Annotated in this window: 21 protein-coding genes; 7 read left to right on the forward strand and 14 right to left on the reverse strand. The window is 63.2% G+C overall.

Going from position 1 to position 23,189, the window contains the following annotated elements; translation table 11 throughout:
* Positions 1–18 precede the first annotated feature (18 nt).
* The 4 genes from ACZ7GB_RS00890 to ACZ7GB_RS00905 are packed head-to-tail and all read right to left on the reverse strand — an operon-like array spanning position 19 to position 4,312.
* On the reverse strand, positions 19–1,224 hold the full coding sequence (locus tag ACZ7GB_RS00890; RefSeq protein WP_472157289.1) for a beta-ketoacyl-[acyl-carrier-protein] synthase family protein: 1,206 nt from the start codon (positions 1,222–1,224) through the stop codon (positions 19–21).
* Positions 1,224–1,505, reverse strand: coding sequence for an acyl carrier protein (locus tag ACZ7GB_RS00895; protein WP_078546851.1), 282 nt, complete (start codon positions 1,503–1,505; stop codon positions 1,224–1,226). Before ACZ7GB_RS00895 ends, ACZ7GB_RS00890 begins: the two co-directional genes overlap by 1 nt.
* A gap of 8 nt (positions 1,506–1,513) precedes the next feature.
* Entirely contained in the window at positions 1,514–2,614 is a 1,101-nt protein-coding gene (locus tag ACZ7GB_RS00900; protein ID WP_472157291.1) for a UDP-3-O-(3-hydroxymyristoyl)glucosamine N-acyltransferase, read from the reverse strand.
* A gap of 57 nt (positions 2,615–2,671) precedes the next feature.
* On the reverse strand, positions 2,672–4,312 hold the full coding sequence (locus ACZ7GB_RS00905; RefSeq protein ID WP_472157293.1) for a L,D-transpeptidase family protein: 1,641 nt from the start codon (positions 4,310–4,312) through the stop codon (positions 2,672–2,674).
* A 367-nt stretch (positions 4,313–4,679) separates the two neighbouring features.
* Between ACZ7GB_RS00905 and mepK the strand changes: the two genes are divergently transcribed.
* Positions 4,680–5,234 (forward strand): peptidoglycan L,D-endopeptidase MepK, encoded by a 555-nt coding sequence (mepK, locus tag ACZ7GB_RS00910; RefSeq protein WP_078546845.1) that lies wholly within the window; start codon positions 4,680–4,682, stop codon positions 5,232–5,234.
* Positions 5,235–5,380: 146 nt separating this feature from the next.
* On the opposite strand, the gene ACZ7GB_RS00915 is transcribed toward mepK, so the two are convergent.
* Both ACZ7GB_RS00915 and ACZ7GB_RS00920 read right to left on the reverse strand, forming a co-directional pair.
* Positions 5,381–6,031 carry a cytochrome b/b6 domain-containing protein gene (locus ACZ7GB_RS00915; protein WP_472157295.1) on the reverse strand — a complete coding sequence of 217 codons (651 nt, stop codon included), beginning with the start codon at positions 6,029–6,031 and terminating at the stop codon, positions 5,381–5,383.
* Complete coding sequence (locus ACZ7GB_RS00920) at positions 6,024–7,745, reverse strand: tetrathionate reductase family octaheme c-type cytochrome (RefSeq protein ID WP_472157297.1); 1,722 nt, start codon at positions 7,743–7,745, stop codon at positions 6,024–6,026. Before ACZ7GB_RS00920 ends, ACZ7GB_RS00915 begins: the two co-directional genes overlap by 8 nt.
* A gap of 262 nt (positions 7,746–8,007) precedes the next feature.
* On the opposite strand from ACZ7GB_RS00920, the gene ACZ7GB_RS00925 reads away from it, so the two are divergent.
* Positions 8,008–8,583 (forward strand): DsrE family protein, encoded by a 576-nt coding sequence (locus tag ACZ7GB_RS00925; RefSeq protein ID WP_472157299.1) that lies wholly within the window; start codon positions 8,008–8,010, stop codon positions 8,581–8,583.
* A 100-nt stretch (positions 8,584–8,683) separates the two neighbouring features.
* Here the strand turns inward: ACZ7GB_RS00925 and ACZ7GB_RS00930 are convergent, their stop codons facing one another.
* The 6 genes from ACZ7GB_RS00930 to ACZ7GB_RS00955 form a co-directional block, all read right to left on the reverse strand.
* Positions 8,684–9,037 (reverse strand): cytochrome o ubiquinol oxidase subunit IV, encoded by a 354-nt coding sequence (locus ACZ7GB_RS00930; protein WP_078519282.1) that lies wholly within the window; start codon positions 9,035–9,037, stop codon positions 8,684–8,686.
* Positions 9,037–9,651, reverse strand: coding sequence for a cytochrome c oxidase subunit 3 (locus ACZ7GB_RS00935; RefSeq protein ID WP_165756923.1), 615 nt, complete (start codon positions 9,649–9,651; stop codon positions 9,037–9,039). Before ACZ7GB_RS00935 ends, ACZ7GB_RS00930 begins: the two co-directional genes overlap by 1 nt.
* A gap of 8 nt (positions 9,652–9,659) precedes the next feature.
* Positions 9,660–11,723 carry a cbb3-type cytochrome c oxidase subunit I gene (locus ACZ7GB_RS00940; protein ID WP_078539403.1) on the reverse strand — a complete coding sequence of 688 codons (2,064 nt, stop codon included), beginning with the start codon at positions 11,721–11,723 and terminating at the stop codon, positions 9,660–9,662.
* Positions 11,720–12,577 (reverse strand): cytochrome c oxidase subunit II, encoded by an 858-nt coding sequence (locus tag ACZ7GB_RS00945; protein ID WP_472157302.1) that lies wholly within the window; start codon positions 12,575–12,577, stop codon positions 11,720–11,722. Before ACZ7GB_RS00945 ends, ACZ7GB_RS00940 begins: the two co-directional genes overlap by 4 nt.
* Positions 12,578–13,179: 602 nt before the next feature.
* Positions 13,180–13,827 (reverse strand): Crp/Fnr family transcriptional regulator, encoded by a 648-nt coding sequence (locus ACZ7GB_RS00950; RefSeq protein ID WP_158522062.1) that lies wholly within the window; start codon positions 13,825–13,827, stop codon positions 13,180–13,182.
* Between the two features lie 213 nt (positions 13,828–14,040).
* Entirely contained in the window at positions 14,041–14,769 is a 729-nt protein-coding gene (locus ACZ7GB_RS00955) for a Crp/Fnr family transcriptional regulator (RefSeq protein ID WP_472157304.1), read from the reverse strand.
* Positions 14,770–15,190: 421 nt separating this feature from the next.
* Here ACZ7GB_RS00955 and ACZ7GB_RS00960 point away from each other — a divergent pair, with 421 nt between their 5' ends.
* Positions 15,191–15,577, forward strand: coding sequence for a response regulator (locus ACZ7GB_RS00960; protein WP_083075284.1), 387 nt, complete (start codon positions 15,191–15,193; stop codon positions 15,575–15,577).
* A 205-nt stretch (positions 15,578–15,782) separates the two neighbouring features.
* Positions 15,783–17,300 (forward strand): acetyl-CoA hydrolase/transferase family protein, encoded by a 1,518-nt coding sequence (locus ACZ7GB_RS00965; RefSeq protein ID WP_078519289.1) that lies wholly within the window; start codon positions 15,783–15,785, stop codon positions 17,298–17,300.
* A gap of 272 nt (positions 17,301–17,572) precedes the next feature.
* On the opposite strand, the gene ACZ7GB_RS00970 is transcribed toward ACZ7GB_RS00965, so the two are convergent.
* Both ACZ7GB_RS00970 and ACZ7GB_RS00975 read right to left on the reverse strand, forming a co-directional pair.
* Positions 17,573–18,493, reverse strand: a complete 921-nt coding sequence (locus ACZ7GB_RS00970; protein WP_472157306.1) for a manganese-dependent inorganic pyrophosphatase — start codon at positions 18,491–18,493, stop codon at positions 17,573–17,575.
* 141 nt (positions 18,494–18,634) lie between these two features.
* Positions 18,635–19,636, reverse strand: a complete 1,002-nt coding sequence (locus ACZ7GB_RS00975; protein WP_472157308.1) for a TraB/GumN family protein — start codon at positions 19,634–19,636, stop codon at positions 18,635–18,637.
* Positions 19,637–19,834: 198 nt separating this feature from the next.
* Between ACZ7GB_RS00975 and groES the strand changes: the two genes are divergently transcribed.
* The 3 genes from groES to ACZ7GB_RS00990 all read left to right on the forward strand — a co-directional run bounded on the left by groES (position 19,835) and on the right by ACZ7GB_RS00990 (position 23,141).
* The gene (gene groES / locus ACZ7GB_RS00980; protein WP_075774612.1) at positions 19,835–20,122 is read left to right on the forward strand and encodes a co-chaperone GroES; all 288 of its coding nucleotides are present in this window, start codon (positions 19,835–19,837) and stop codon (positions 20,120–20,122) included.
* A 65-nt stretch (positions 20,123–20,187) separates the two neighbouring features.
* Complete coding sequence (gene groL / locus ACZ7GB_RS00985; RefSeq protein WP_078519292.1) at positions 20,188–21,831, forward strand: chaperonin GroEL; 1,644 nt, start codon at positions 20,188–20,190, stop codon at positions 21,829–21,831.
* A gap of 170 nt (positions 21,832–22,001) precedes the next feature.
* The gene (locus ACZ7GB_RS00990; RefSeq protein WP_472157310.1) at positions 22,002–23,141 is read left to right on the forward strand and encodes a DUF8173 domain-containing protein; all 1,140 of its coding nucleotides are present in this window, start codon (positions 22,002–22,004) and stop codon (positions 23,139–23,141) included.
* The last annotated feature ends 48 nt before the right edge of the window (positions 23,142–23,189 follow it).

Here is a 23,189-nt window from a genome sequence, read left to right on the forward strand (position 1 = left end):
CAACCGGGCGCGGCGTTTTCATATCGCGCGTAGGGCCACGACTGCGTTGAGCCCCCCGAAGGCGAAGGCATTCGAGAGCGCCGCGCCGACCTGCGCCTTGCGGGCGGTGTTGGGCACATAATCCAGATCGCAGTCGGGATCGGGGTTGGCGTAATTCGCCGTCGGCGCGATGACCCCATCGCCAAGCGCCATCAGGCAGGCGATCAGCTCCACCGCGCCGGTACCGCCGATGCAGTGGCCGTGCAGCGCCTTGGTCGAAGACACAGCGACCTGATCGGCCGCTTTGCCCAACGCCGCGCGGATCGCGCCCGTCTCGATCCGGTCGTTGGCCGCCGTCCCGGTGCCGTGGGCGTTGATATAGCCGACCTCTTCAGGCGCCATGCCCGCATCGCTCAACGCGCCGGTGATCGCCGCGGAGGCCCCGTCGAGCGAGGGCATCACGATATCGCTCGCATCGGAATTCATCGCGAAGCCCGCAATCTCGGCCAAGGGCTGCGCGCCACGCGCCTCGGCGCTCTCCAGCGTCTCGATCACGAAGACGCCTGCGCCCTCGCCCTGCACCATGCCGTTGCGATCCGCCGAGAACGGGCGGCAGCCATCGGGCGACATCACTCGCAGCCCCTCCCATGCTTTCAGCCCGCCGAAATTGAGCATCGCCTCAGAGCCGCCCGCGAGCATCCCCTCGGCCATGCCGGACCGCACCATCTGGAACGCGAGGCCGATGGCGTGGTTGGAACTGGCGCAGGCAGTGGCGACGGCAAAGCTCGGCCCCTGAAGCCCGTAGCGGATCGAGAGATGCGAGGGCGCGGCGTTGGCCATCAGCTTGGGCACCGTCAGCGGATGCACGCGGTTCTTTTGATCCGCGAAAACCGCGCGATAGGCGTTATTCGCGGTCGTGTGCCCGCCACCTGCGGACCCGACGATGCAGCCCCAGCGGGCCGGATCAGGGGCTGCCTCCAGCCCCGCCTGCGCCATCGCCTCCGCGCCGGAGATCAGCGCAAATTGGGTAAAGGGATCGTATTGCGCGAGCTGCGCTGAAGTGAAGCGGGCAGAGGCGTCATAGTCGCGGATCTGACCGCCGATGCGGATGCTCAACCGTTCTACATCCTGGAAGCTGAGCGGCCCGATGCCGCTGCGCCCCTCCGCCATGGCCGCCTTGGTTGCCGCAACGCCCTCGCCGAGCGCGTTGATCGTGCCCGCGCCCGTGATGACGACGCGCCGCATCAGGCGACGGCGGTCGAAGGCTTGCCGCCCGAGACGAGACGCTCCACCGCGCCGACGATCGCGCCGACCGAAGACATGTCAAATTGCGAGGCGGCGGGTTCGTTGGCGTTGAACGGCACCGAAACGTCGAAGGCTTCTTCGATGGCGAAGATCACTTCGACGAGGCCGAGGCTATCGAGCCCCAACTCGTCGAGCGTCATCTCGGGCGAAAGTTCGGAGGGCTCGCGAAGGGCTTCGCGGGCGATGATCGAGAAAACCTGGTCTTGCACGTCTGGCCTCATATCTGGGGTTACTCCGTGCCGCCTTTTTGCGTGAGTTTCGTAACAGTTTCTCGAAGCTCGGCCATTTGCGCAAACAATCTCGGCAATCTGCGGACAGATTTGTTGATCTCGAGCTGCGTTTCCATCTTCACCGCTGGGCTCCCCCAGATCGTACGGCCTTTGGGAACGTTGGTATAGATATTGGTGCCGCCCGCCGCGATCACGTCGTCGCCCACGGTGATGTTGTCCGACACGCCGCATTGCCCGGCCAGCACCACGCGGTGCCCGATCCGGGTCGAGCCCGCGATGCCGACCTGACCGCAAAGCAGGCAATCCTCGCCCACCTGCACGTTATGGCCGATATGGACCATGTTATCGAGCTTGCTGCCCGAACCGATCGCAGTCGCGCGCACCGTGCCGCGGTCGATACAGGCATTCGCGCCGATCTCGACATCGTCGCCAATCTCGACCGTGCCGAGCGAATGGATGCGGAACCATTTCTGCTCGGTGATCTCTTCGCGTTGCTCCAGCGTGTGGCGGATTTCCTCGACACCCGAAGTATCAGGCGTGACGAAGGAAAACCCGTCCGAGCCGATCACCGCGCCGGGCTGACAGACCAGACGGTCGCCGATCAGAACCCGTGCGCCGATCCGCGCGCCGGGATAGATCAGCGCGTCAGAGCCGATCTGCGCGCCTTCCGCGATGGTCACCTGCCCCACGATCCGCGCATTCGGACCGATCTTTGCCTCCTTGCCGATCACGGTGAAGGGGCCGATAGCGGCATCCTTTCCGATGATGGCGGTCGGGTCGATCACACAGGTCGGGTGGATGCCGGGCTCGACATTGGGGCCGGGATCGAAGGCTTTCGACAGCCCCGCCATGGCGAGACGCGGGCGGGTCACGAAGACCGCCGCCTCCAGCCCGAGCGCGCGCCAGTCGGCACCTTCCCACAGAAGCGCCGCGCGGGCCTCACCCTCGCGCAGCCCTTCGGCGTATTTCTCGCTCATCGCGAGGGCGATCTGGTCCGGCCCCGCCGTCGCAGGCTCGGACGCGCCGGTCACCTCGATCGACAGGTCGCCTTCGGCGCGGGCGTCCAGCGCCTGCGCGATATGCTCGATTGTCTGGGACATGGCCGATCCTCTCATGGTCGCATGAGGGCGCGCTTAACCGCCCCCTTTGCCAGAGATTTAGCTGTCCTGCGTGCCCAATTCCACCCCGGCCTTTTGCAAGGCGTTGAAGAGGATCGCGTCACGCCCATAGACGTCGCGGCGATACTCGACTTGCCCCGACGCGGTCGGCCAGGCGGTGAAGTAAGTCAGATGGACCGGGACGTGCTTTTCTAGCGGCACGACGGTTTCGCGCCCCGAATTGAGGATGCGCTTGAACTCGCCTTCCGGATCGGAGCTTTGCGCGCCCAGAAGCGTGTAGGCCAGATCGAAGGGGTCGCCGACGCGCACACAGCCATGGCTGAACGCCCGCGTCTCTTTCTTGAAGAGCGATTTCGAGGGCGTGTCGTGCAGGTAGATGTTCCAGCGGTTCGGGAACAGGAATTTCACCAGCCCGAGCGCGTTGCGGTTCGACGGCGGCTGCTTCATCGCGAAGGGGAAGTTGCTCGCATTATAAGCGGCGAAATTTACCGCCGAGCGCGGCACCACCCGGCCCCGGCTGTCGATCAGCTGAAGCTGGCTCGCCGCGTTCGGATTGCGCTTCATCTGCGGCAGGTATTCCTTGGTCACGATCGAGCGCGGCACATGCCAGGCCGGGTTGATGACCATCCGCTCCATCTCGTCGGAAAATTCCGGCGTGCGGCGGTCCGAGCTGTTTTGGCCCACCACCGTCACCGAGCGGAACGTGGTCTTGCCATTGTCGACCACGCGCACCGAGAAATCGGTGATGTTGACCCAGACGTAGCGGCCCGAGAAATCGATGCCGTTCATCCAGCGAAGACGCTCCATCGCGACGAGGATGGCTTTCATCCGCGCCTCGGGGCTCTTGTTGATCTCACCCAACGTGCTGGGCCCGGCGACGCCATCGGTCGCGAGCCCCTGATCGGTCTGGTAGGCCTGCACCGCCTTTTGCATCTCGGCGTCGTAGGTCGCGCTGGCAGAGCGGCCCAGATAGCCCATCCGCTGCAGCCGGTCGCGCAGCGCCACGATATCCGGCCCGCTATCACCGGGCTCGAGCTTGGTGCCGGGCACCGTCGGCCCCCAGCCGCCCGCTTCGATCTGATGCTCCAGATCGAGGCGCGCTTTCACCAGCTGCGCATATTGCGGCATCTGAGGCGCCAGCTCGCGCAGGAACAGCGCCGGGTTGGTCGCGGCGGCGAAGGCCGTCATCCGGGCTTCGGGATCGGCACGTTTGGGTTCGCGCTTGATATCGGAGATGACGCTATGCGGGTCGAGCACGCCATGCGACAGGTCATGGGCGTAATCGAGGAAAATCTGGCTCATCTTCACTTCGAGCAGCCCGCGCTGACGCTCGGACTGGACGGCGGCGAAGGCGACACGCAGCCCCTCGGGGTCGTAATGCGAAGTGGGCAGCCCCTGCATTGCCGACAGATCGAGCGCGCGCATGAAAGCCGCGCGGCGGCCCGCATCCTCGGCGGCGGTCCAAATAGGCCGGTAATCGCGGGCGGCGTAGAAGGCGGCCAGAGCGGGATTGTCAGCGGCAGCCTCAGCCACGGCCTGGGTGAAGCCCGAAAGCTCGACGCCAGCCAGCGGCGACATGGCCCCTTGGGCAGCAATCTGGGCAGTGCCTTGCGCCTGAGCGCCGGCGGCGAGCGTAGCTAGCGCGAAGGCCAGCCCTATCTTACGGAAATTGCGCGTCATAGCGTCTAAACCCCTGCCCGGACCCATCGTTCCAGATGTTCCAAACTTACCTGCATCTGTCCAGCGAAGCGTTGCCTGCGCGCAACGAACTGCGCGGACCCGCGCGGAACGATGCAGGGGCGCAACAGCGCCTTTCCGCCGCCTCTCACCCCGCACGCACACCGCTCCCACAAGGACATGAGCGTATTTTTACTACCGGCAGGCGAATTTTTGCCGACATGCCCCAACATGGCAAAGATGCATCAGTTCCGTTCTTTATCGATTAATCTGTCTATGCCATAAGGAGTAAGAAGTTTGGGTCTACCATCCCTCAACCGCCCGAAACAGGGCGGGAAAATCGAGAGACAGGCGAACACAGGAACTTGCTATGACGACGATTTCCCGGCGCGGCCTTCTGGGCGCATTTGCTGCGACCATGGTGACGGCAGCCCCCACCATGAGTAACGCTTTCGGTCTACTCAAGGGCGCAGGGGACATCCGACGGATCAAGATGTATAACGGTCGTACCGGCGAGACGCTCGACACCGTTTACTGGATCGAAGGCGAGTATATCCCCGACGCGCTGAAGGAAATCACCTACTTCGCCCGCGACTGGCGCACCAACCAGCTGAAAAACATCGACGCGCGCACCGTGGACATCGCGGCGGCAGCGCACAACCTGATGGACTCGCGCGAACCCTACATGCTGCTGTCGGGCTACCGCTCGCCCAAGACCAACGCCATGCTGCGCTCCCGCTCGAAAGGCGTCGCAAAGAACTCGCTGCATATGCAGGGTCTGGCGATGGACCTGCGGCTGAAGTCGCGCTCGGTCAGCCAGATGTACAAGGCGGCCGCCGCCTGCCACGCCGGCGGCGTTGGCAAATACTCGCGCTCGAACTTCGTGCACATGGATTGCGGCCCGGTGCGGCACTGGGGCTCCTGAGCCCCGCGCACCTCGTCTGACCGACCCGAACGCCGCTTTCCCGAGCGGCGTTTTTCTTTGCCTGCCCTACCGGGGGGGGGGCGCCAAACCGCAGACAGAAAAAGGCCCCCGCATGGGGGGCCTCGATCAGTCGTGCGTAGCGATGCTCAGTCGAGCACCCGGCCCTGCTGGCGGAAATAGGCCTCTGCCTCGGGGGTCAGATCGACCTTCTCGTAGCCCGAGACCATGGGCCGCACATGCTGGCGGAAGCCGTGACCGATGGTTAGCAGGTAGACATGGACCACCACGAAGCTCGCAATGGCGAAAGCCGCGAGGACGTGGAAATTCGCGATGATCTCCAGCCAGAACGAGCCGCCGTCGAGGTGATCCCAGAAGCCGTAGCTGAGATAGGCCAGCCCCGATATCCAGATCGCCGGGAAGAGCATCATCTTAAGCGCGAAATAGGCGGCCGCCTGCAGCGGGTTGTGCCGCCGCTCGTAGCTCTTCACATAAGGATGCTCCTCGCCCTTGAAGACGCCATAGGCGTAGAAGCGGCTAACCTCCCACATGCCCTGCATGCGGGGGATGAACTGCTTGTAGCCGCCCGTTGTGAACAGCCAGAAGGTCGCGAATGCCCAGAGCAGCAGGAGCGCCAGCGCGACGATCGTGTGGATCAGCACCGCCGCCCCGAACGGCAGGATCGGATGCAGCCCCAGAAGCCGCGCGCCGGTGAAGAACAGCAGCAGGATCGAGCCAACCTGGCTCCAGTGCCAGAGCCGGTTGAAGCGCGAATAGACCTTTACGCAATGCTCAGCCATGGTGGCCTCCCTCCTTCTTGCCGCGGTTGATCAGGCGCAGCGCGCCATGGCCCAAGGCCCCCAGAAGCGCCATCAGGAACATCGCGAGCCCCAGCTTGCCACCGAGATTGATTTCCGAGCCGGGAACGTAGATCCCCGCCAGATCGGCCATCCGACCGCCCTGCGTGTGGCAGCTCTCGCATTGCAGCGCATCGTCGGCGGGCGCGACCATGTGGGTGATCGGCCAGTACATGTAGGTATGGACGAAATCGAACTCGCCCGAATACTCCACACCGGCATAGTCCATGCCCGCCTTGAGCGATTTCTCCCAGTCGTAATAGGACCAGAGCGCGGTGCCGTTGCCGGGGCCATATACGTTGTTATAGGCCAGCACATTGCGCTGCGTGTCATAGGCCTGCGTGCCGACCATCCGCTTGAACGGGAAGATGCGACTGTCGGGCTGACCGGGATTGCCACCGATCTTGTTGATCGCGACCACCTGCGTCGGGTCGATCTCTTCCTCCGGCAGGGTGAAGGTCATCTCGCCGTTGGACCATGCGTAATAGGGCGTGACGTTCTCGCCCCATTCGAAATTACCCTTCTTCGACATGTAGGTGTGCAGGTGCTTGCCGTCGGATTGAGTGAAACCCTCTTCGGTGATCGGCTTGCCGTCCGCGTCGAGCTTGCCCGCCGTGGACCAGTCCCAGACGGTTTTCGTCGCCACCCCGCCCCGCGCGAAGCTGGGGATGTGGCAGGTCTGACAGGCCACCGTGTCGGTGTGATCGTTGAGCTTCGCCGCGATCAGCGGGTTCGGCCCTTCATGCGGGCTGTCGGTGTGGCACGACTGGCAGGCGGCCGCATCATGGGCGGTGCCCGCCATGCGATCGGGATGCGGGTCGATCACGTCGGTCTCGTAGCGCGAGCCCTCGAAGACGTGCTTGTCCGAGACGTGGCAGGTCTCGCAGGTGAAGTTCTGACCGTCGGGCGACATATGGACATCGACGTCGCGCGGCGGGTTGAACAGCGCCGAGCTGAGATCGCCATGCTTCACGTTATCGCCGCCACCGCCGTAGAAGTGGCAGTTGCCGCAATTGTCGCGACCGGGCGGTGCGCCCACCGATCGCGCGGCCTCGGCCAGATCGACGGGCCAGGCGGCCGCGCCGGTGATGGTCTTCGCGCCCGCGGCCACCGGATCCAGCGGCGGCTCGCCCGCGAGGTTATCCTGTTTGGTATATTGGCCGGATTTGTCGTGACAGACGAGGCAGTCGACCTTGGTCGGATCGTCGGGCATCGGCTCGCGCACATCCGTCCAGCCATAGCCCGTGTGGCATGAGGTACAGCGCACCTCGTTCGAGGCGACATTGCCGCAAAACGCATTCATCTCATGCGCCTTGCCGAGCGTCTGGCCGGTGGCCTCGTTCTGGTATTCCCAGGTCCAGTGGACCGAATGCATCACCTGATTGGAGGCCTCAGTATGGCACGACAGGCAAGCCTCGGTCACCTCGGAGCCCGACGCGAACGGCCCCTTGAGCTGATCGAATTTCGAGTGGTCAGCGGTGAGCTCTTTTACCGGATCGCTCATATGGGCGGCCTTCGATGCGCCCTGTGCGACGGGTGTCGATTGCGCGCCGATTGCGGGCGTCTCCTCCCCGACCGCGTCCTGCGCGTAGGCGGGAAGCTGGCCCAAAATCACGGCTGAGACGAATGCCGTGATCCGCAATGCACTCTGTGTCATCGATGCTCCGACTGGCTCACTACTGGTTACTCACATTGCTTAGCGCGATCGCGTCGATCACGGGGATGCGACATTTCGTGAGTTTTGCGTGACTTACTGTCGCATCGGTTTTGGCACGCGCGGAGGCGCGGCACGCATCACGCAGCCCTGATCTGCCGTGAGCGGTGCGGCGAGGAACGAAGCGCTGCCGCCCCGCGCTGAGCCTCACCGGGCGCGGACATCCGTGTTCCCGGCCCTCAAATCGATTTCACAGGAGAGTTTCATGCAGCGCGCAACCCGCTTCGTTCTTCCCGCCGCCCTCGCCCTTGCCCTCGGTTCGGGCGCGGCTTTCGCCGCCTCTTCGAGCAACGACGGCTCGAAAACCGAATGGATCAACCCGGTCGTGAAGGACTACGGCAAGATGCACCCCGTGCCCGATGGCGCGCTCAGCCCCGATCCGAACAAGGACTGGAAGATCGTCTTCGATGTCGGAATGGGCGAGACGATGGACGGCGGCGTGAACGCAGCGCTCTGGCATGTCGCGCGCGCGGTGAACGTCTACGGCAATGCGGGCGTCGACAAGGAACATCGCAAATTCGCGGTGGTGCTGCATGGCGCGGCGACCCCGCTCGCGCTTTCGCCCGAGGCGTATAAGAAGAAATTCGGCAAGGACGATCCCGACACCAAGCTGAAGCAGGAACTCGCGGATGCGGGCGTCACGCTTTACGTCTGCGGGCAGGCACTGGCCGATCACGGCTTCACCGAGGATCAGGTCGGGCCGAATGTCGATGTGGCGCTGTCGGCACTGGCGGCTGTCCCGGTGCTGGAGAGCCAAGGCTATCAGCTCTTCCCGATGTAATCGCGCCTCTCAGGTGGACATGAAAAAACGCGGGCAGTTTGCGCTGCCCGCGTTTCTATTTGCTTGGCGGAGCGAGGCCCTAAGGCCCCTGCCCCTCGGCTTACATGCTGCCAGCGCCCATACCCATCCGGCTTGCCAGATCGGCCAGCACCCAGACGGTGCCCGCAGCCATCAGGATGATGAGCAGGAAGGTGAAGAGCACCAGATACAGGTCCGGACGCGCCTCTTTCGAGAAGTCGAGGTGCATGAAGGCCCAGAACTGGATGATCAGCTGCGCGATGCCGAGGATGCCCACGATGGACCATGCGAGGCCCGTCGAGAACACGCCACCCGCGACGATCACAACGCCTGCGAGCGTCAGGACCACCGAGAGCGCGAAGCCCCAGACATAGCGCGCCATGTCGTGCTTGTACTCAGCCGAGTCCATGCCGACGTCGGAGTTGATATAATCCATCACAGCACCCCCATCAGGTAGACTTTCGTGAACAGCGCGATCCAGACGATGTCCAGCATGTGCCAGAACAGGCCCAGACGCACGAGACGCGACTTGATCAGGTCGTTCATCCCGAAGGTCTTCATCTGAACCATCAGCAGGATGCCCCAGATGATACCCGAGGTGACGTGCAGACCGTGCAGACCCACCAGCGAGTAATAGGCGGTCAGGAAGCCCGACACTTGCGGCGTGTTGCCCTCGGTCCAGAACTCGTGGAATTCGTAGAGTTCGATCCCGAGGAAGATCGCGCCAAGCGCCAGCGTCACGACGAGCCAGCCCACCGTGCGCTTCATCGACGCGCCGTATTTCATCCCCAGCGTGCAGATGCCGAAGGTGAAGGTGGAGATCAGCAGCGCCATCGTCTCGATGGTCGGCAGGCCGAGGCTGAACAGCTCATGCGGGCTCGGCCCGTTCGCGATGCCGTGCCATTCGGCATCGGCGTAGTTGGCGATCATCAGCGAGAAGGCGATGAGGTCCGACATCAGGAAGATCCAGAAGCCGAAGATCACCGTGCCCGTCTTGTCGTGATGGCCGTGATCGTGGGAGGCAGCGTGCGCTGCCCCCGTGTTGCTCATAGTTGCACTCATACCTGCGTCTCCATGATCAGGCCGCGGTTCTTGGTGGTGAACTCATCGTCGAGCCGGATTTGCGGCGTGGTTTCGACGAGGCGCTTGTGGGCTTCATAGCCCTCACGCAGTTCTTCCGCGGTGACGGTTTCTTCCCAGTCGGTGTCGTAGGAGCGGATCAGCACCAGCACCCACATGGCCACGAAGCCCACCGCCGCGATCAGCCACATCTGGAAGATCATGGCGAAAGCGAAGAGGGTCGCGACGAGGCCCACCAGGAACGGCATACCGGTCGGTTTCGGCAGGTGGATGTCGACGAACTCGGTCGGATCCATGACCCGCTTGCCCGCTTCCTTCGCATCAACCCACGGCTCGCGCGAGGTCATCGCCGGGATGGTGGAGAAGTCGTATTCCGGCACCGGGCAGCCCAGCGACCATTCGATACCACGACCGTCCCAGGGATCGCCCGCCGGCACCATCAGGCTCTCACGGTTCTTGACCGAGACCCAGACCTGAATGATCTGCGCGGTCAGACCCGCCAGCACGCACAGCGCGCCGAGCATCGCGATCACCAGCCACGGGAAGTAGGCCGGCTCGGTGAAGAAGGCCATACGGCGCGGTGCGCCCATCAGACCGATCGCATAGAGCGGCATGAAGGCCCCGTAGAAGCCGATCATCCACAGCCAGAAGCTGCGACGGCCCCATTTCTCGTCCAGGCGGAAGCCGAAGCAAAGCGGGAACCAGTAGTTCACGGCCGCGAACATACCGAACAGCAGGCCCGGGATGAGCATGTTGTGGAAGTGCGCCACCAGGAACAGCGAGTTGTGGGTCGCGAAGTCGATCGTCGGGTTGGCGAGCATGACGCCCGTGATCCCGCCGATCACGAAGGTGAAGATGAAGCCGGTGGAGAACAGCATCGCGGTCGAGAACCGCAGCTTGCCGCGCCACATGGTCAGCATCCAGTTGAAGACCTTCACACCGGTCGGCACACCGATCGTCATCGTCGCGATGCCGAAGATGGCGTTAAGGTGGGCGGTCTGACCCATGGTGAAGAAGTGGTGCACCCAGACGGTGAAGGACAGCACTGCGATGGCAATGGTGGCCCAGACGAGCGAGGTGTAGCCGTAAATCTTCTTGCCCGAGAAGGTCGGGATGACTTCCGAGAACACGCCGAAGGCCGGCAGGATCAGGATGTAGACTTCCGGGTGGCCGAACAGCCAGAACATGTTGGCGAAGTTCATCATGTTCCCGCCTTGGGTGGCGGTGAAGAAGTGGAAGCCCGCCTGACGGTCAAGCGCCAGCATCAGCGAAGCTACGGTCAGCGGCATCATCGCGAAGATCATCAGGATCGCCGTGCAGAGCGTCGCCCAGGCGAAGATCGACATGTCGAACAGCTTCATGCCGGGGGCACGCTGCTTGTAGATCGTCACGAGGAAGTTGATGCCCGAAAGCGTCGAGCCCACCGAAGTCAGGCCCAGCGACCAGATCCAGTAATCCACGCCCTCGTTCGGCGACAGCTTGATGCCCGTATAAGGCGGGTAAGCGGTCCAACCGCCGGTCTCGAAGTGACCAACAACGAGCGAGGCCATCACGAGCGCCGCGCCGCCGATCGACAGCCAGAGCGAGACCGCGTTCATGAAGGGGAACTCCATGTCGCGCGCACCGATCTGGAGCGGCATGACGACGTTGATGACGCCAGTCAGGAAAGGCATCGCCACGAAGAAGATCATGATCGTGCCGTGGGTCGAGAACAGCTCGGCGTGGTGTTCGACCGACAGGAAGCCCGGTGCGGGCGAAACCTGCTGGGCGCGCATCACGACCGCCTCGAGAACGCCGCGGATCAGCATGATCAGCGCCAGAACAATATAGATGACACCGATCTTCTTGTGATCGAGCGTGGTGATCCAGTTCGACCAGAGCGGTTTCCACCAACCTTTGACGGTCAGCAGAACCATGACCGCGAGCGCGCCGAGGACGACGATGCCGCCCGCGCCTGCTGCGATCCCGGTGGACAGAGACGGATCCGTGAAGAAGGGAACGATGAAGATATCGTTCCAGTCGAGACTACCAAGAATACTCATTGAGCGTCCCCTTGATGTTGGTTTTGCGAGACATGCAGTTCTTCGCGGATCGCGTCGTCGATCTTCTTCTGCTCGGGCGCGTGGTCGGGCAGGATCGCTGCGCCGCCATCGGACAGCATGTCAGGGTTCATCATTACTTTGCCCCAGTAGCCTTTCTCCGGCGGCTCGAAGAGCTCAGGCCCCGACCAGGTCGCGGTCTTCTTGAACGCCTTCTCGAGCTGGGCGAAGGGGTGCTTGGGTTCTTGCAGGAACGCATCGAACTGCTCTTGGCTCACCACGTCGACCTCAAACTTGTTGAGCGGGAAAGCCGCGCCGTTGAACTGGCTGTTGAAGCCATAGGTCTGCGACGGATCTTCCGAGGTGGTCAGGTTCATCTTCGTGCCCATGCCGGGCATTGCGTAGATCTGGCCGGCAAGACGCGGGATCCAGAAGCTCTGCATCGCGCCGGTTGCAGTCAGGTCGAACTCGACGGGGGTGTTCTCGGGCAGGACCAGCCGGTTCACGGCGGCGACCTTGCCGGGATAGATGAACATCCATTTCCATTCGGACCCGATGACCTTCACATGCATCGGCTCTTTGCCCGTTGCCTTGTAGGGGTCTTCGCCCATCACGTGGCCCCAGGTGAGCCAGCCGACGATAAGGAAGGTGAGCGTGGCACCACCCCAGATCACGACTTCGGCGGCAACCGAGTGCGACCAGGTCGGGTCATATTTACCTTTCCCACCCTGACGGCGATAGCGCATCGCGATCCACGGCGTGCCGATCAGGATCGGCAGGGAAATGGGCAGCATCCAAAGGAAGAAGCTGATCAGGTGAGCGCGTTCTCCGGCCGCCACCGGGCCGAGCGGGGTCATCACCCCGTTCTCCGCGCAACCTGACAGCCATGCAGCCGCAACGGTCAACAGGACCGGGGCAGCGAGGCGGCTGGGCCGCTTGTAGATTTTTTCAAACAACACGGAAATACCTTTCCTATTCCCTCTTCTTGGCGCGGGGGCATAGGGGTCTCTCGGGGGAGGCCGCGAGGGCTCCCGTCCCGCGCGATGCCTCCCACTCTAGGGCAGCGCCCGCGAGGTCAATCGGTGTTGACAAATTGTCGCAGGAACGAGCGTAACCGACTGAAAATCATGCACAAATGTCATCACACACCTGCGACGCACGAAAAAATAACCAATAAATAAAGGGGGTTGGTCTTGAACGGGCGCACCCGAATACAGGGGTAAACGGGCTCATCTCTCGCGCTTGTGATGGGGCGGTGAGCGATCCGTGAGCAAAATGAGCAACTTAGCCGATCACGGACGCTTGAGGTCACGCGGTGCGTGAGGGGTGTTATCCGCTCAGGCTCCCGCCTCGCCCCCGCGTTGACGGGAACGGGCAGCGCCCTCCCCCGGCACATGACAAACCAACGCCGCGGAAACCCCGCGGCGCGCTGTCAGAGAGGCTTATCAGAAAGGAGCAGTCAGAGCGCCGCGGCCCGGCGCAGCGCCGGGAGCGACGAGATCCGCACACGCCCGCCGGCAATCCGGAACAGCCCCTGATCGCGCAGGCGGCGGATCGTCTTGTTCGTATGCACCAGCGACAGCCCGAGCGAGTCCGCCACGACCTGCTGGGCGAAGGGGAACGGCGCGCTGTCCTTCTCGATCAGCCCGACCGCCTCGGCACGCTCCCATGCGTGCATCACGAACCACGCGATCCCCTCATTGGCGTTGCGCTGCCCGACCGAGGCCAGCCAGCCCGACAGCCGCGTCAGTTCACGCGTCATCAGCCACACGAGCGTCGTGGTGCGGTCGGGACCATCTGGCAGAGGCTGATGCAGATCGGCCGGATCGAAGCTCGACAGCATCATCGGCGTGAGCGCCTCGTAATAGCTCGCCCCCGGACCGTAGAGTACGCTCGTCAGCCCGCAGAGATCGCCCGGATAGACCAGCGCTTCGACTTGCCTGCGCCCGTCTTCGAGCAGCGTATAGCGCATGGCGATCCCGCGCTCGACCCGCACGATCAATGGCGTGGACTCGGGCAAAAGCGCCGCCCCCGCGGGAATGGCGCGTTGCGATTGGGACAGCTCCGCCAGATAGGCGAGGTCAGGTTTTCGAGACAGGTTTTCCAAGCTTGCTCGGTTCCGTTTTGTTGATTTCTGCGAAGAAACCAGCATCTGCCGCGAAAGCGCTGAGCGCGCTACGTCATAGGACATTGATGCAGGTTTTTTTGGATATTCCTCGGCGTCACCCGGCGGAAAAACGCTTTTCGCGTATGTGAAAAGCTTTAGGAATCACTGTCAGACGACAGCGTTACTGAGGAATTCCGCCACTCTCCTGCGCGACTATAAATAGTAGCGCGGTGGCCCGGCCCCGAGTTCGACGACTCCTATATCAGCGAGCTTTTGGAGATCGGGCAATTCGAGAATCCCCTGCGCCCATCTGACGAGCCCTTCGGACCTCAGACGGGCAAGCGTCTTGTTGGTGTGAACGAGCGATAGCCCGAGCGCATCCGCGAGATCCTGCTGCCGAACCGGGAACGGCATCTTGCCGTCGCGCACCAGCCCGGTCTGCGATCCGCGCTCATAAAGAGTGACGAAGGCCCATGCGAGCGCTTCACGTGCAGAGCGCTGCCCGACCGTCACCAGCGCCTCGCTCAGGAAATGCTCCTCGCGCGCGACCTGCCATGTCAGCATCATCGCACGCTGCGGCATCTTCGAGAAAAGCTCCCACACTTGTTTACGGTCGAAAACGCTGAGCTTTACCGGGGTCAGCGCCTCGGTCGTATGCGAAGCCATCCCCATCATGATAGCGTCGAGGCCGATCAGATCGCCGGGGAAGAGGAAATTGAGCACTTGGCGCCGCCCGTCTTCCAGCATCCGGTAGCGCATCGCCTGGCCTTCGATCAACGTGAAGAAGCGTTGCGGCTCGTTGCCTTCCATCACGACGGTCTGCCCTGCGGGCATCCGTAGCTCGCCCGCGCGGGCGGCCTCGGCGATTGCTTCCTCGTGCGCATCGGGCGCCATGAAGGCGGGATTATCGACGAAGGGACAATTTCTAAAGTTGCGTGTCATGCCTTGGCTCACTTTTACGTCATAAGGCAACGCGAAGGACCGTGGCAGGTTCCTTTCAAATTTCGTGGGTGGATTCCGTATTTCCCCTTATTTCCCTCACTATCTGCGCCCCGCATGTTCACGATCGCTTGTGTAACAGGCAGCCCTGTGGGATTCATGCCAGCTAGACGCTTTGCAGCAGTATGTCATAGTTAAATGACCCCGGAGATTACGAGGTGCACTAAGGTCCAAGAGGCCTCTCAGCGCACCGACAATCGGGCTGAAGCCTAAAAGCGTTATACTGACGTCGGATCGATCCCGATCCTATCCCCCCTCCAAATGCAGTAATCTGCAAGGACAGGAAGCTGATGCCCCGGATTTTCCAACACGAACGAAGCGAGATCCGCGTAAGCGGTGCCCGCCTCGCGGCTAGGCGGTCCTCGTGACTCTTTGTTCCCCCCCTCGGATCGACGGCACCGCGCTGGTGCTCGAAGACGCGATGATCGTGGCCTATGATGCGGCCGCGATGCTGAGCGAATTCGGCGCGCGCGATGTGGTCATCTTCGGCACTGTCGAAGAAGCATTGCTCCATATCGCTGGCGGCAATGACATCTCGATGGCACTGCTCGACATCAATCTTGGCGACGAAACCTCGCTGGAAGCCGCCAAGGCGCTGCGCGAACGTGCGGTGCCGATCCTCTACTCGACCGGATATGATGAACAATCTGTGATGATGGACGGGTTTCCCGAAGGCAAGATGCTGATCAAGCCCTTCACCAATGACGATTTCGCCAATGCCCTGATTTCGATGGGTTTTGCCGAAGCCTGATCTCTGCGCCACTGGCGCTGAGATCGATATGCCATGCGCCCCGCGACATTTGTTATGCACTCGGCGCATATCTGCCAAACATGGACATCCCGCGCAACCTCGCGTTCCTCGTCACCGGAACACCAGGTCGCGCGGCCATGCGGGGCAGAGAGGAGCCCCGTTCCGCGCCATCGCGACCGAACCATCGCGAAGGAGGCGCTTGCTCATGAACCATACGATCCGCAAAGCCCATGCCGGGCTCGCCGCCAAGGTGATGTCGGCCGAAGAGGCTGCAGAGCTGATCGACAATGGCGCGACCATCGGCATGTCGGGCTTCACCGGCTCGGGCTATCCCAAGGCGGTGCCGATGGCGCTGGCTGCGCGGATCGAAGCTGAGCACGCGGCGGGCCGACCGTTCAAGGTCAAGATCTGGTCGGGCGCCTCGACGGGTCCCGAGCTGGACGGCGCCCTGGCGAAGGCCGACGGGATCGAATTCCGCCTGCCCTACAATTCCGACCCGATCGCGCGCGAGCGGATCAATGCGGGTCAGATGAAATATTTCGACATGCACCTGAGCCAGGTCGCGCCGATGGCGTGGATGGGGTTCATGGGCAAGCTCGACACGGCGGTGATCGAGATCTCCGGCATCACCGAGGACGGCAAGCTGATCCCGTCGAGCTCGGTCGGCAACAACAAGACCTGGCTCGATTGTGCCGACAAGATCATCCTCGAAGTGAACCGCTGGCAATCGCCGCTTCTGGAGGGGATGCATGACATTTATTACGGCACCGCCCTGCCCCCGAACCGCGTGCCGATCCCGCTGGTGAAACCCGACGACCGGATCGGGCAGACCTATTTCGAGGTCGATCCCGAGAAAGTCGTGGCCGTGGTCGAGACCGACGCGCCCGACCGCAACGCACCCTTCAGCCCGCCCGATGCGGTGGCCGAGGCGATTGCGGGCCATATCCTCGATTTCCTCGGCAACGAGGTGAAACAGGGCCGCCTGCCGCGCGGGCTTCTGCCGCTGCAATCGGGCGTGGGCAATGTGCCCAATGCCGTGATGGCCGGGCTGATCGAGGCGCCCTTCGACCAGATGACCGCCTTCACCGAGGTCATTCAGGACGGGATGCTCGACATGATCGAGGCGGGCAAGCTGCGCATGGCCTCGGCCACGGCGTTTTCGCTCTCGCCCGAGAAGGCGCAGTATTTCAACGACAACGCCGCCTATTTCCGAGACAAGCTGATCCTGCGTCCGCAGGAGATCTCGAACCACCCCGAGCTTGTGCGCCGTCTGGGCTGTATCGCGATGAACGGGCTGATCGAGGCGGATATCTACGGCAACGTGAACTCGACCCACGTGATGGGCTCGAAGATCCAGAACGGCATCGGCGGTTCAGGAGATTTCGCGCGCAACGGCTATGTGTCGATTTTCATGACGCCGTCGGTCGCGAAGGGCGGCAAGATTTCCGCGATCGTGCCGATGGCCGCCCATGTCGATCACATCGCGCAGGATGTGCAGGTGATCGTGACCGAGCAGGGTCTGGCGGATCTGCGGGGGCTGTCTCCGAAGCAGCGCGCCGAGACGATCATCGAGACCTGCGCCCATCCCGCCTATCGCCCGATGCTGCGCGACTATTTCGAGCGCGCGAAGAAAGGCAGCTTCGCTAATCACGCCCCGAACCTGCTGGGCGAGGCGCTGAGCTGGCACCAGCGGTTTGTGGAAACGGGGACCATGGAGGCGTGAGGGGCTGAGGGCAGCGCCCGAGCCTCGGGGGCTTTGCGATGGCGCGCGGAACGCGCCGAAGGCGCAGGGCGCGCGCCGGTCCGTCCCGACGGGCTGGCGCATTGCCACCCGCACACATCGTTCATACTGTGGGAGGCTTGGCAGGCATAAAGCGCCTTCGTTCAAAACTCAGGCCACGCCACCCCACGGACCGGCGAGCGCCCTTCTACCCGACCAAACGAAAAAGGGGCGTCCGACCAGACGCCCCTTACCCAATTCCAATCCCGAAAGGCTCAGACCTTGAGCGACGGAATGATCTGCTTTTTCCGGCTCATCACGCCCGGCAGCACCACCGTGTCGCCCTCGACCGTGGTGTCGAAGCTCTTCTCAGCCACGCCCTTCACCAGATCGTTCGGCACCAGCAGCGTCGCCTCTTCCTTCAGGATGTCGATCACGAACAGCAGCACCTGATCGACGCCGTCTTCCTTCGCGACCTCTTCCATCGAGGACATCAACGAGGCCTTCCGGTCCAGCACCATCTTCGGCGCGGTGGTCTCCAGCACGGAGACGCGGAAGCTCGTGCCGTCGACCGGGTATTCCTTGGAATCCATCCGCAGCAGTTCCGCATCGGAGAAGGCGGAGACGTCCGATTTCGCTTCGAACATCTTCTCGGCCAGCTCGTGCATGTCGATGCCCAGATCCGATGCCAGCGCGTCGCAGACGGCGCGGTCGTGATCGGTCGTGGTGGGCGAGCGGAATTCCAGCGTGTCCGACAGAATGCAGCTGAGCATCGCGCCCTTGATGCCGCGCGGCGCTTTCGCCACGTCGTCGCCCATCAGATCGTAGAGGATGGTCGCGGTGCAGGCGAGCGGGCGCATCGTGATGTCGATCGGGCCCTTGGTCTCGATCCCGCCGGTCAGCTTATGGTGGTCGATGATCTGAATGACGTTGGCCGCGTTGATGCCACTCGGCAGCTCGGCGGGGTTGTTGGTGTCGACGACGACCACGTCCTCGCCTTCTTCCACGTCGGAGATGATCTCGGGCTTGTCGAGACCCCAATGTTCGATGACGAAAGCGGCCTCGGTGTTGGGCTCGCCCAGCAAGCAGGGCTTGGCCGGAGTGCCTTTGACATCATTGAGATACCACGCCCAGGCGATGGGCGAGCCGGTGGAGTCGGTGTCGGGAGCCTTATGGCCAAAAACCTTAATCGTCATGGGGAGATCCTCTCGGATAATCATCTGTCGGCGCAGGTTATAGGCGCTGTGTCTGGGCTTGTCACCTAGGGGTCTGGCAATGCGGAAAGGGGCGCGGCCGAACCTTGGGCGGGCGCCCCGCAAAGGCGGCATTTCAACTGATCAGCTATCGAGCCGCTTGATCGTCCAGCCGTCCTTTTCGAGCAGACGCAACAGCCCCTCTTCGCCGGACAGATGCAGCGCGCCCACCGCCACGACGACCGGGCCATCCTCTGCCGCTGCCTCGATCTCGGGCAGCCAGTTCTGGTTGCGCGCCACCATCAAAAGGTCCTCGGAAAGCTTCATCTGGCGCTCGACCTCGTCGGCATCCATGCCCGCCGCGACCGCCTGATAGCGCGCCAGTTCCCAGATCAGACGCGGCTCGCCCCGGAAATAGAGATCGCCCATCGTCACGCCCATATCGTCGGCCAGGGGCGCGCCGATCACCGCCGCGCGCAGCATCTCCAGCGCTTCGGCCTCGGTGATCCCGTTGAAGAGCTTGAAGACGGTATCCCACGGCTCGAGCGCCTCGACCGGCACGCCATCGGCCTCGGCCGCGGTCATCACCTGCAGGTCCAGACCACCCTGCCCCTTCGCAAGCTCGGCCGTCGCACAAGGCGGAAGCGAGAGCGTCATCGCCACGAAAGCGGGCCGCATCTTGGCCGCGAGGAAGGCGGGCATCCCGTGGGCCGCCAGCGCCGCCTTGGTCATGTTCCAGTCCTGCTCCGACATCATCTGCGGCAGCGTCTTGCCGGTCGAGAACATCAGCGTCGGGTCGGTCTTGATCGCATGTTCCAGCTTCCCCTGCTCGTCCGGACCGGCCTCCACCAGAAGCCGCGACGCATCGTCGAGCGCCTTCGAGAGCGTGCCGACAAGCTTGTCATGGCGCGGATCGGGAAGGTGGTAAGTGCCAGCCAGCGTGATCTTTTCCTCGCCTTTGGTTGCAGAGAACAGCAATCCGCGAGAGAAGGGCGCGGAATCGGCCTCGGCGGTGAGCGCCTCCTGCTCGGCTGCGGGCAGCGCATCGAAAATATTCTTGCCGCGGCACTCGGCCCAAGCGGGCAGTGCAAGGCAGAGCGAGAGCGCGGGGGCCAGCAGCGGCCGAAGGAACGTGGCGAGTTTCATGACGGCGAGAGTGCCACGCGATCTGCATTCCGCATAGAGGCGAAATCGCCGCGCCCGGATCGCTCGAATTGACGCAAAAAATTCGTCATCCGGTTATTGACACCCGCCCACCCCAATGACTAACTCCGCCATCGTTAGCACTCACCAGTGACGAGTGCTAAAAGTTTTCGAACCTGGAACCTTTAGGGAGTGACCCAGATGGCATTCAAACCGCTTCATGACCGTGTGCTGGTCAAGCGCGTGGAGAGCGAAGAAAAAACCAAGGGTGGCCTGATCATCCCCGACAGCGCGAAAGAAAAGCCCGCAGAGGGTGAAGTTGTCGCAGTGGGTGACGGCGCGCGCAAGGAATCGGGCGAGCTGATCGCACCGGGCGTCAAAGCAGGCGACCGCGTTCTCTTCGGCAAGTGGTCGGGCACGGAAGTGACCCTCGACGGCGAAGAGCTGCTCATCATGAAAGAAAGCGACATCATGGGCATCATCTCGTAAGGCGCCCTGCCTTTACCGAGACCCCCTGATATCCCAAGAACAACTCAGTCAAGGAGCCAACAAACATGGCAGCCAAGGACGTGAAATTCTCCACCGACGCCCGCGATCGTATGCTCGACGGCGTCAACATCCTCGCCGACGCGGTGAAGGTCACGCTGGGCCCGAAAGGCCGCAACGTCGTGATCGAAAAGTCGTTCGGCTCGCCGCGCATCACCAAGGACGGTGTGTCGGTCGCCAAAGAGATCGAACTTTCGGACAAGTTCGAGAACATGGGCGCGCAAATGGTGAAAGAAGTCGCCTCGCGCACCAATGACGAGGCTGGCGACGGCACCACCACCGCCACCGTGCTCGCTCAGGCGATCGTCAAGGACGGCCTGAAAGCCGTGGCCGCTGGCATGAACCCGATGGACCTCAAGCGCGGCATCGATCTCGCGACCTCGAAAGTCGTCGACGCGATCAAGAGCGCTGCTCGCCCGGTCAAGGACTCGGACGAAGTCGCTCAGGTCGGCACCATCTCGGCGAACGGCGAAGAAGCCATCGGCAAAATGATCGCCAACGCGATGCAGAAAGTCGGCAATGACGGCGTCATCACCGTGGAAGAAGCCCGCGGCATGGAGACCGAAGTCGAAGTCGTCGAAGGCATGCAGTTCGACCGTGGCTACCTGTCGCCCTACTTCGTGACCAACCCCGACAAGATGGTCGCGGAACTCGAAGACTGCTACATCCTGCTCCACGAGAAGAAGCTCTCGTCGCTGCAGCCGATGGTCCCGCTCCTCGAGCAGGTCATCCAGTCGCAAAAGCCGCTCCTCATCATCGGTGAAGACGTCGAAGGCGAAGCGCTCGCGACCCTCGTGGTCAACAAGCTGCGCGGCGGCCTGAAGATCGCAGCCGTGAAAGCACCGGGCTTCGGCGACCGCCGCAAGGCCATGCTGCAGGACATCGCTGTCCTCACCGGCGGCCAGGTGATCTCGGAAGACCTCGGCATGAAGCTCGAGAACGTCGGCATGGACATGCTGGGCACCGCCAAGAAGGTGACCATCACCAAGGACGACACCACCATCGTCGAAGGCGCTGGTGACAAGGCCGAGATCGAAGCGCGCGTCAGCCAGATCCGCACCCAGATCGAGGAAACCACCTCGGACTACGACCGCGAGAAGCTGCAAGAGCGCGTCGCGAAACTGGCCGGTGGCGTTGCTGTCATCCGCGTCGGCGGCATGACCGAAGTCGAAGTGAAAGAGCGCAAGGACCGTGTGGACGACGCTCTGAACGCGACCCGTGCGGCCGTTCAGGAAGGCATCGTCGTCGGCGGTGGCGTCAGCCTCGTGCAGGGCGCGAAAGTGCTCGCCGGTCTCACCGGTGCGAACTCCGACCAGGAAGCCGGCATCGCGATCGTCAAGCGCGCTCTCGAAGCGCCGCTGCGTCAGATCGCCGAGAACGCCGGTGTGGACGGTGCTGTCGTGGCCGGTAAGGTCCGCGAGAGCGACGACCTGAACTTCGGCTTCAACGCGCAGACCGAAGAATATGGCAACATGTTCGAGTTCGGCGTGATCGACCCGGCGAAAGTGACCCGCACCGCGCTCGAAGACGCGGCCTCGGTTGCTGGCCTGCTGATCACCACCGAAGCGATGATCGCCGAGAAGCCGGAGCCGAAAGGCGCTGGCGGTGCTCCCGACATGGGCGGCATGGGCGGCATGGGCGGCATGATGTAATCAGCCGTTCCCGCTTCAGGGATCTATTGGGAAGGGGCGCTCCGAAAGGGGCGCCCCTTTTCACATGCGTAAATCGCAGGTTTTCATGCGCGCATTGAGCTATGTCACGGGGCCGCGAACGAATGGCGCTATACTTCCCCCAACGTCAATTTCGCTGGAGGGCCCCGGTCATGTTGCGCAATTTCCTCGTCAAATCCCTCGCCTGCCTCGCTGTCGCGCTGGCCGCCTCGGTCGCGGCGGCTGAGGAAACTCAAGACTGGCGCTTCGGCGGCGACGCCTATCTCGCAGGCCGCACCGTGAGTGCGACGGGCGAGAACACCCACGATCTTTTCGCCGCCGGTCAGCACGTAACCTTGGGCAGCCCGATCACCGGCGCAGCGCATCTGGCGGGCCAGAATATCGTGATTGGCGCGCGGGTGGGCGGCAATCTCTACGCGGCGGGACAGGATATCGACCTCGACGCCCCGGTGGCGGGCGCGGCCACGCTTGCGGGTCAGGCGCTCACCATCAAGGGGCCGATCTCGGGCAACCTGCGCGCGATGGGCCAGCAGGTCCGGCTAGAGGCGCCGGTCGCGGGCAGCGTGATCATCGGCGCCGACGACGCGCAGATCGACACCGAGATCTCGGGCGATCTGGTGCTGGGGACAAAGACCGTCACCTGGGGCGATGGCGCGACGGTCACCGGCAAGGTCCAAGTCTACACCGACACGCCCGGCGAGGTGAGCGTGCCCACCAGCGTCGCCCCGGCCGATCAGGTCAGCATCCATGAGGCGAAGGAGTTCGAGCAGGCGAAGTCGCGCGTAGCCCCGGAGCGCAATTACCTCATCGAGACCCGCGACTGGCTGGGCGGCGTGCTCGTGGTCGGGATCGTGGCCACGCTTCTTGCGGTCTTCGCACCGGGCTTCATGGACCGGATGCGCCAACGCAGCCTCGCCCATCCGTTGCGCGCAGGGCTTGCAGGCTTCATCGGGCTTTCGGCGCTGGTTGGGTCGATCCTGCTGCTCGCGATGACGGTGATCGGCATCGTGCTTATTCCCTTCTCGCTGTTCGGGGTGCTGGTGCTGGGCTTCGGCGGCTATATCGTGGGCATCTGGGTTATCGGCGCCTGGGCGCATGATCTGATCGGGCGCGGCCATCCCGTCACCAATGGAGAATGCGCGCTCGCCGCCTTCGGCGGCGCCGTGATCGGGGCGCTCATCTGCATGATCCCCTGGGTCGGGTGGCTCGGCATGATGGCGATCTTCCTGTTCGGCGCGGGCGCAATCGTGCTGCGCGTGACCGGGATCGGCGCGCAAGGCGCCGCAGCCTGACCGTCCCTCCCCGCCTCTGGCCATCCCTGCTTTCGCGCGCTATCGCTG

It is taken from the genome of Thioclava sp. PTB-PU3-1, assembly GCF_055666785.1.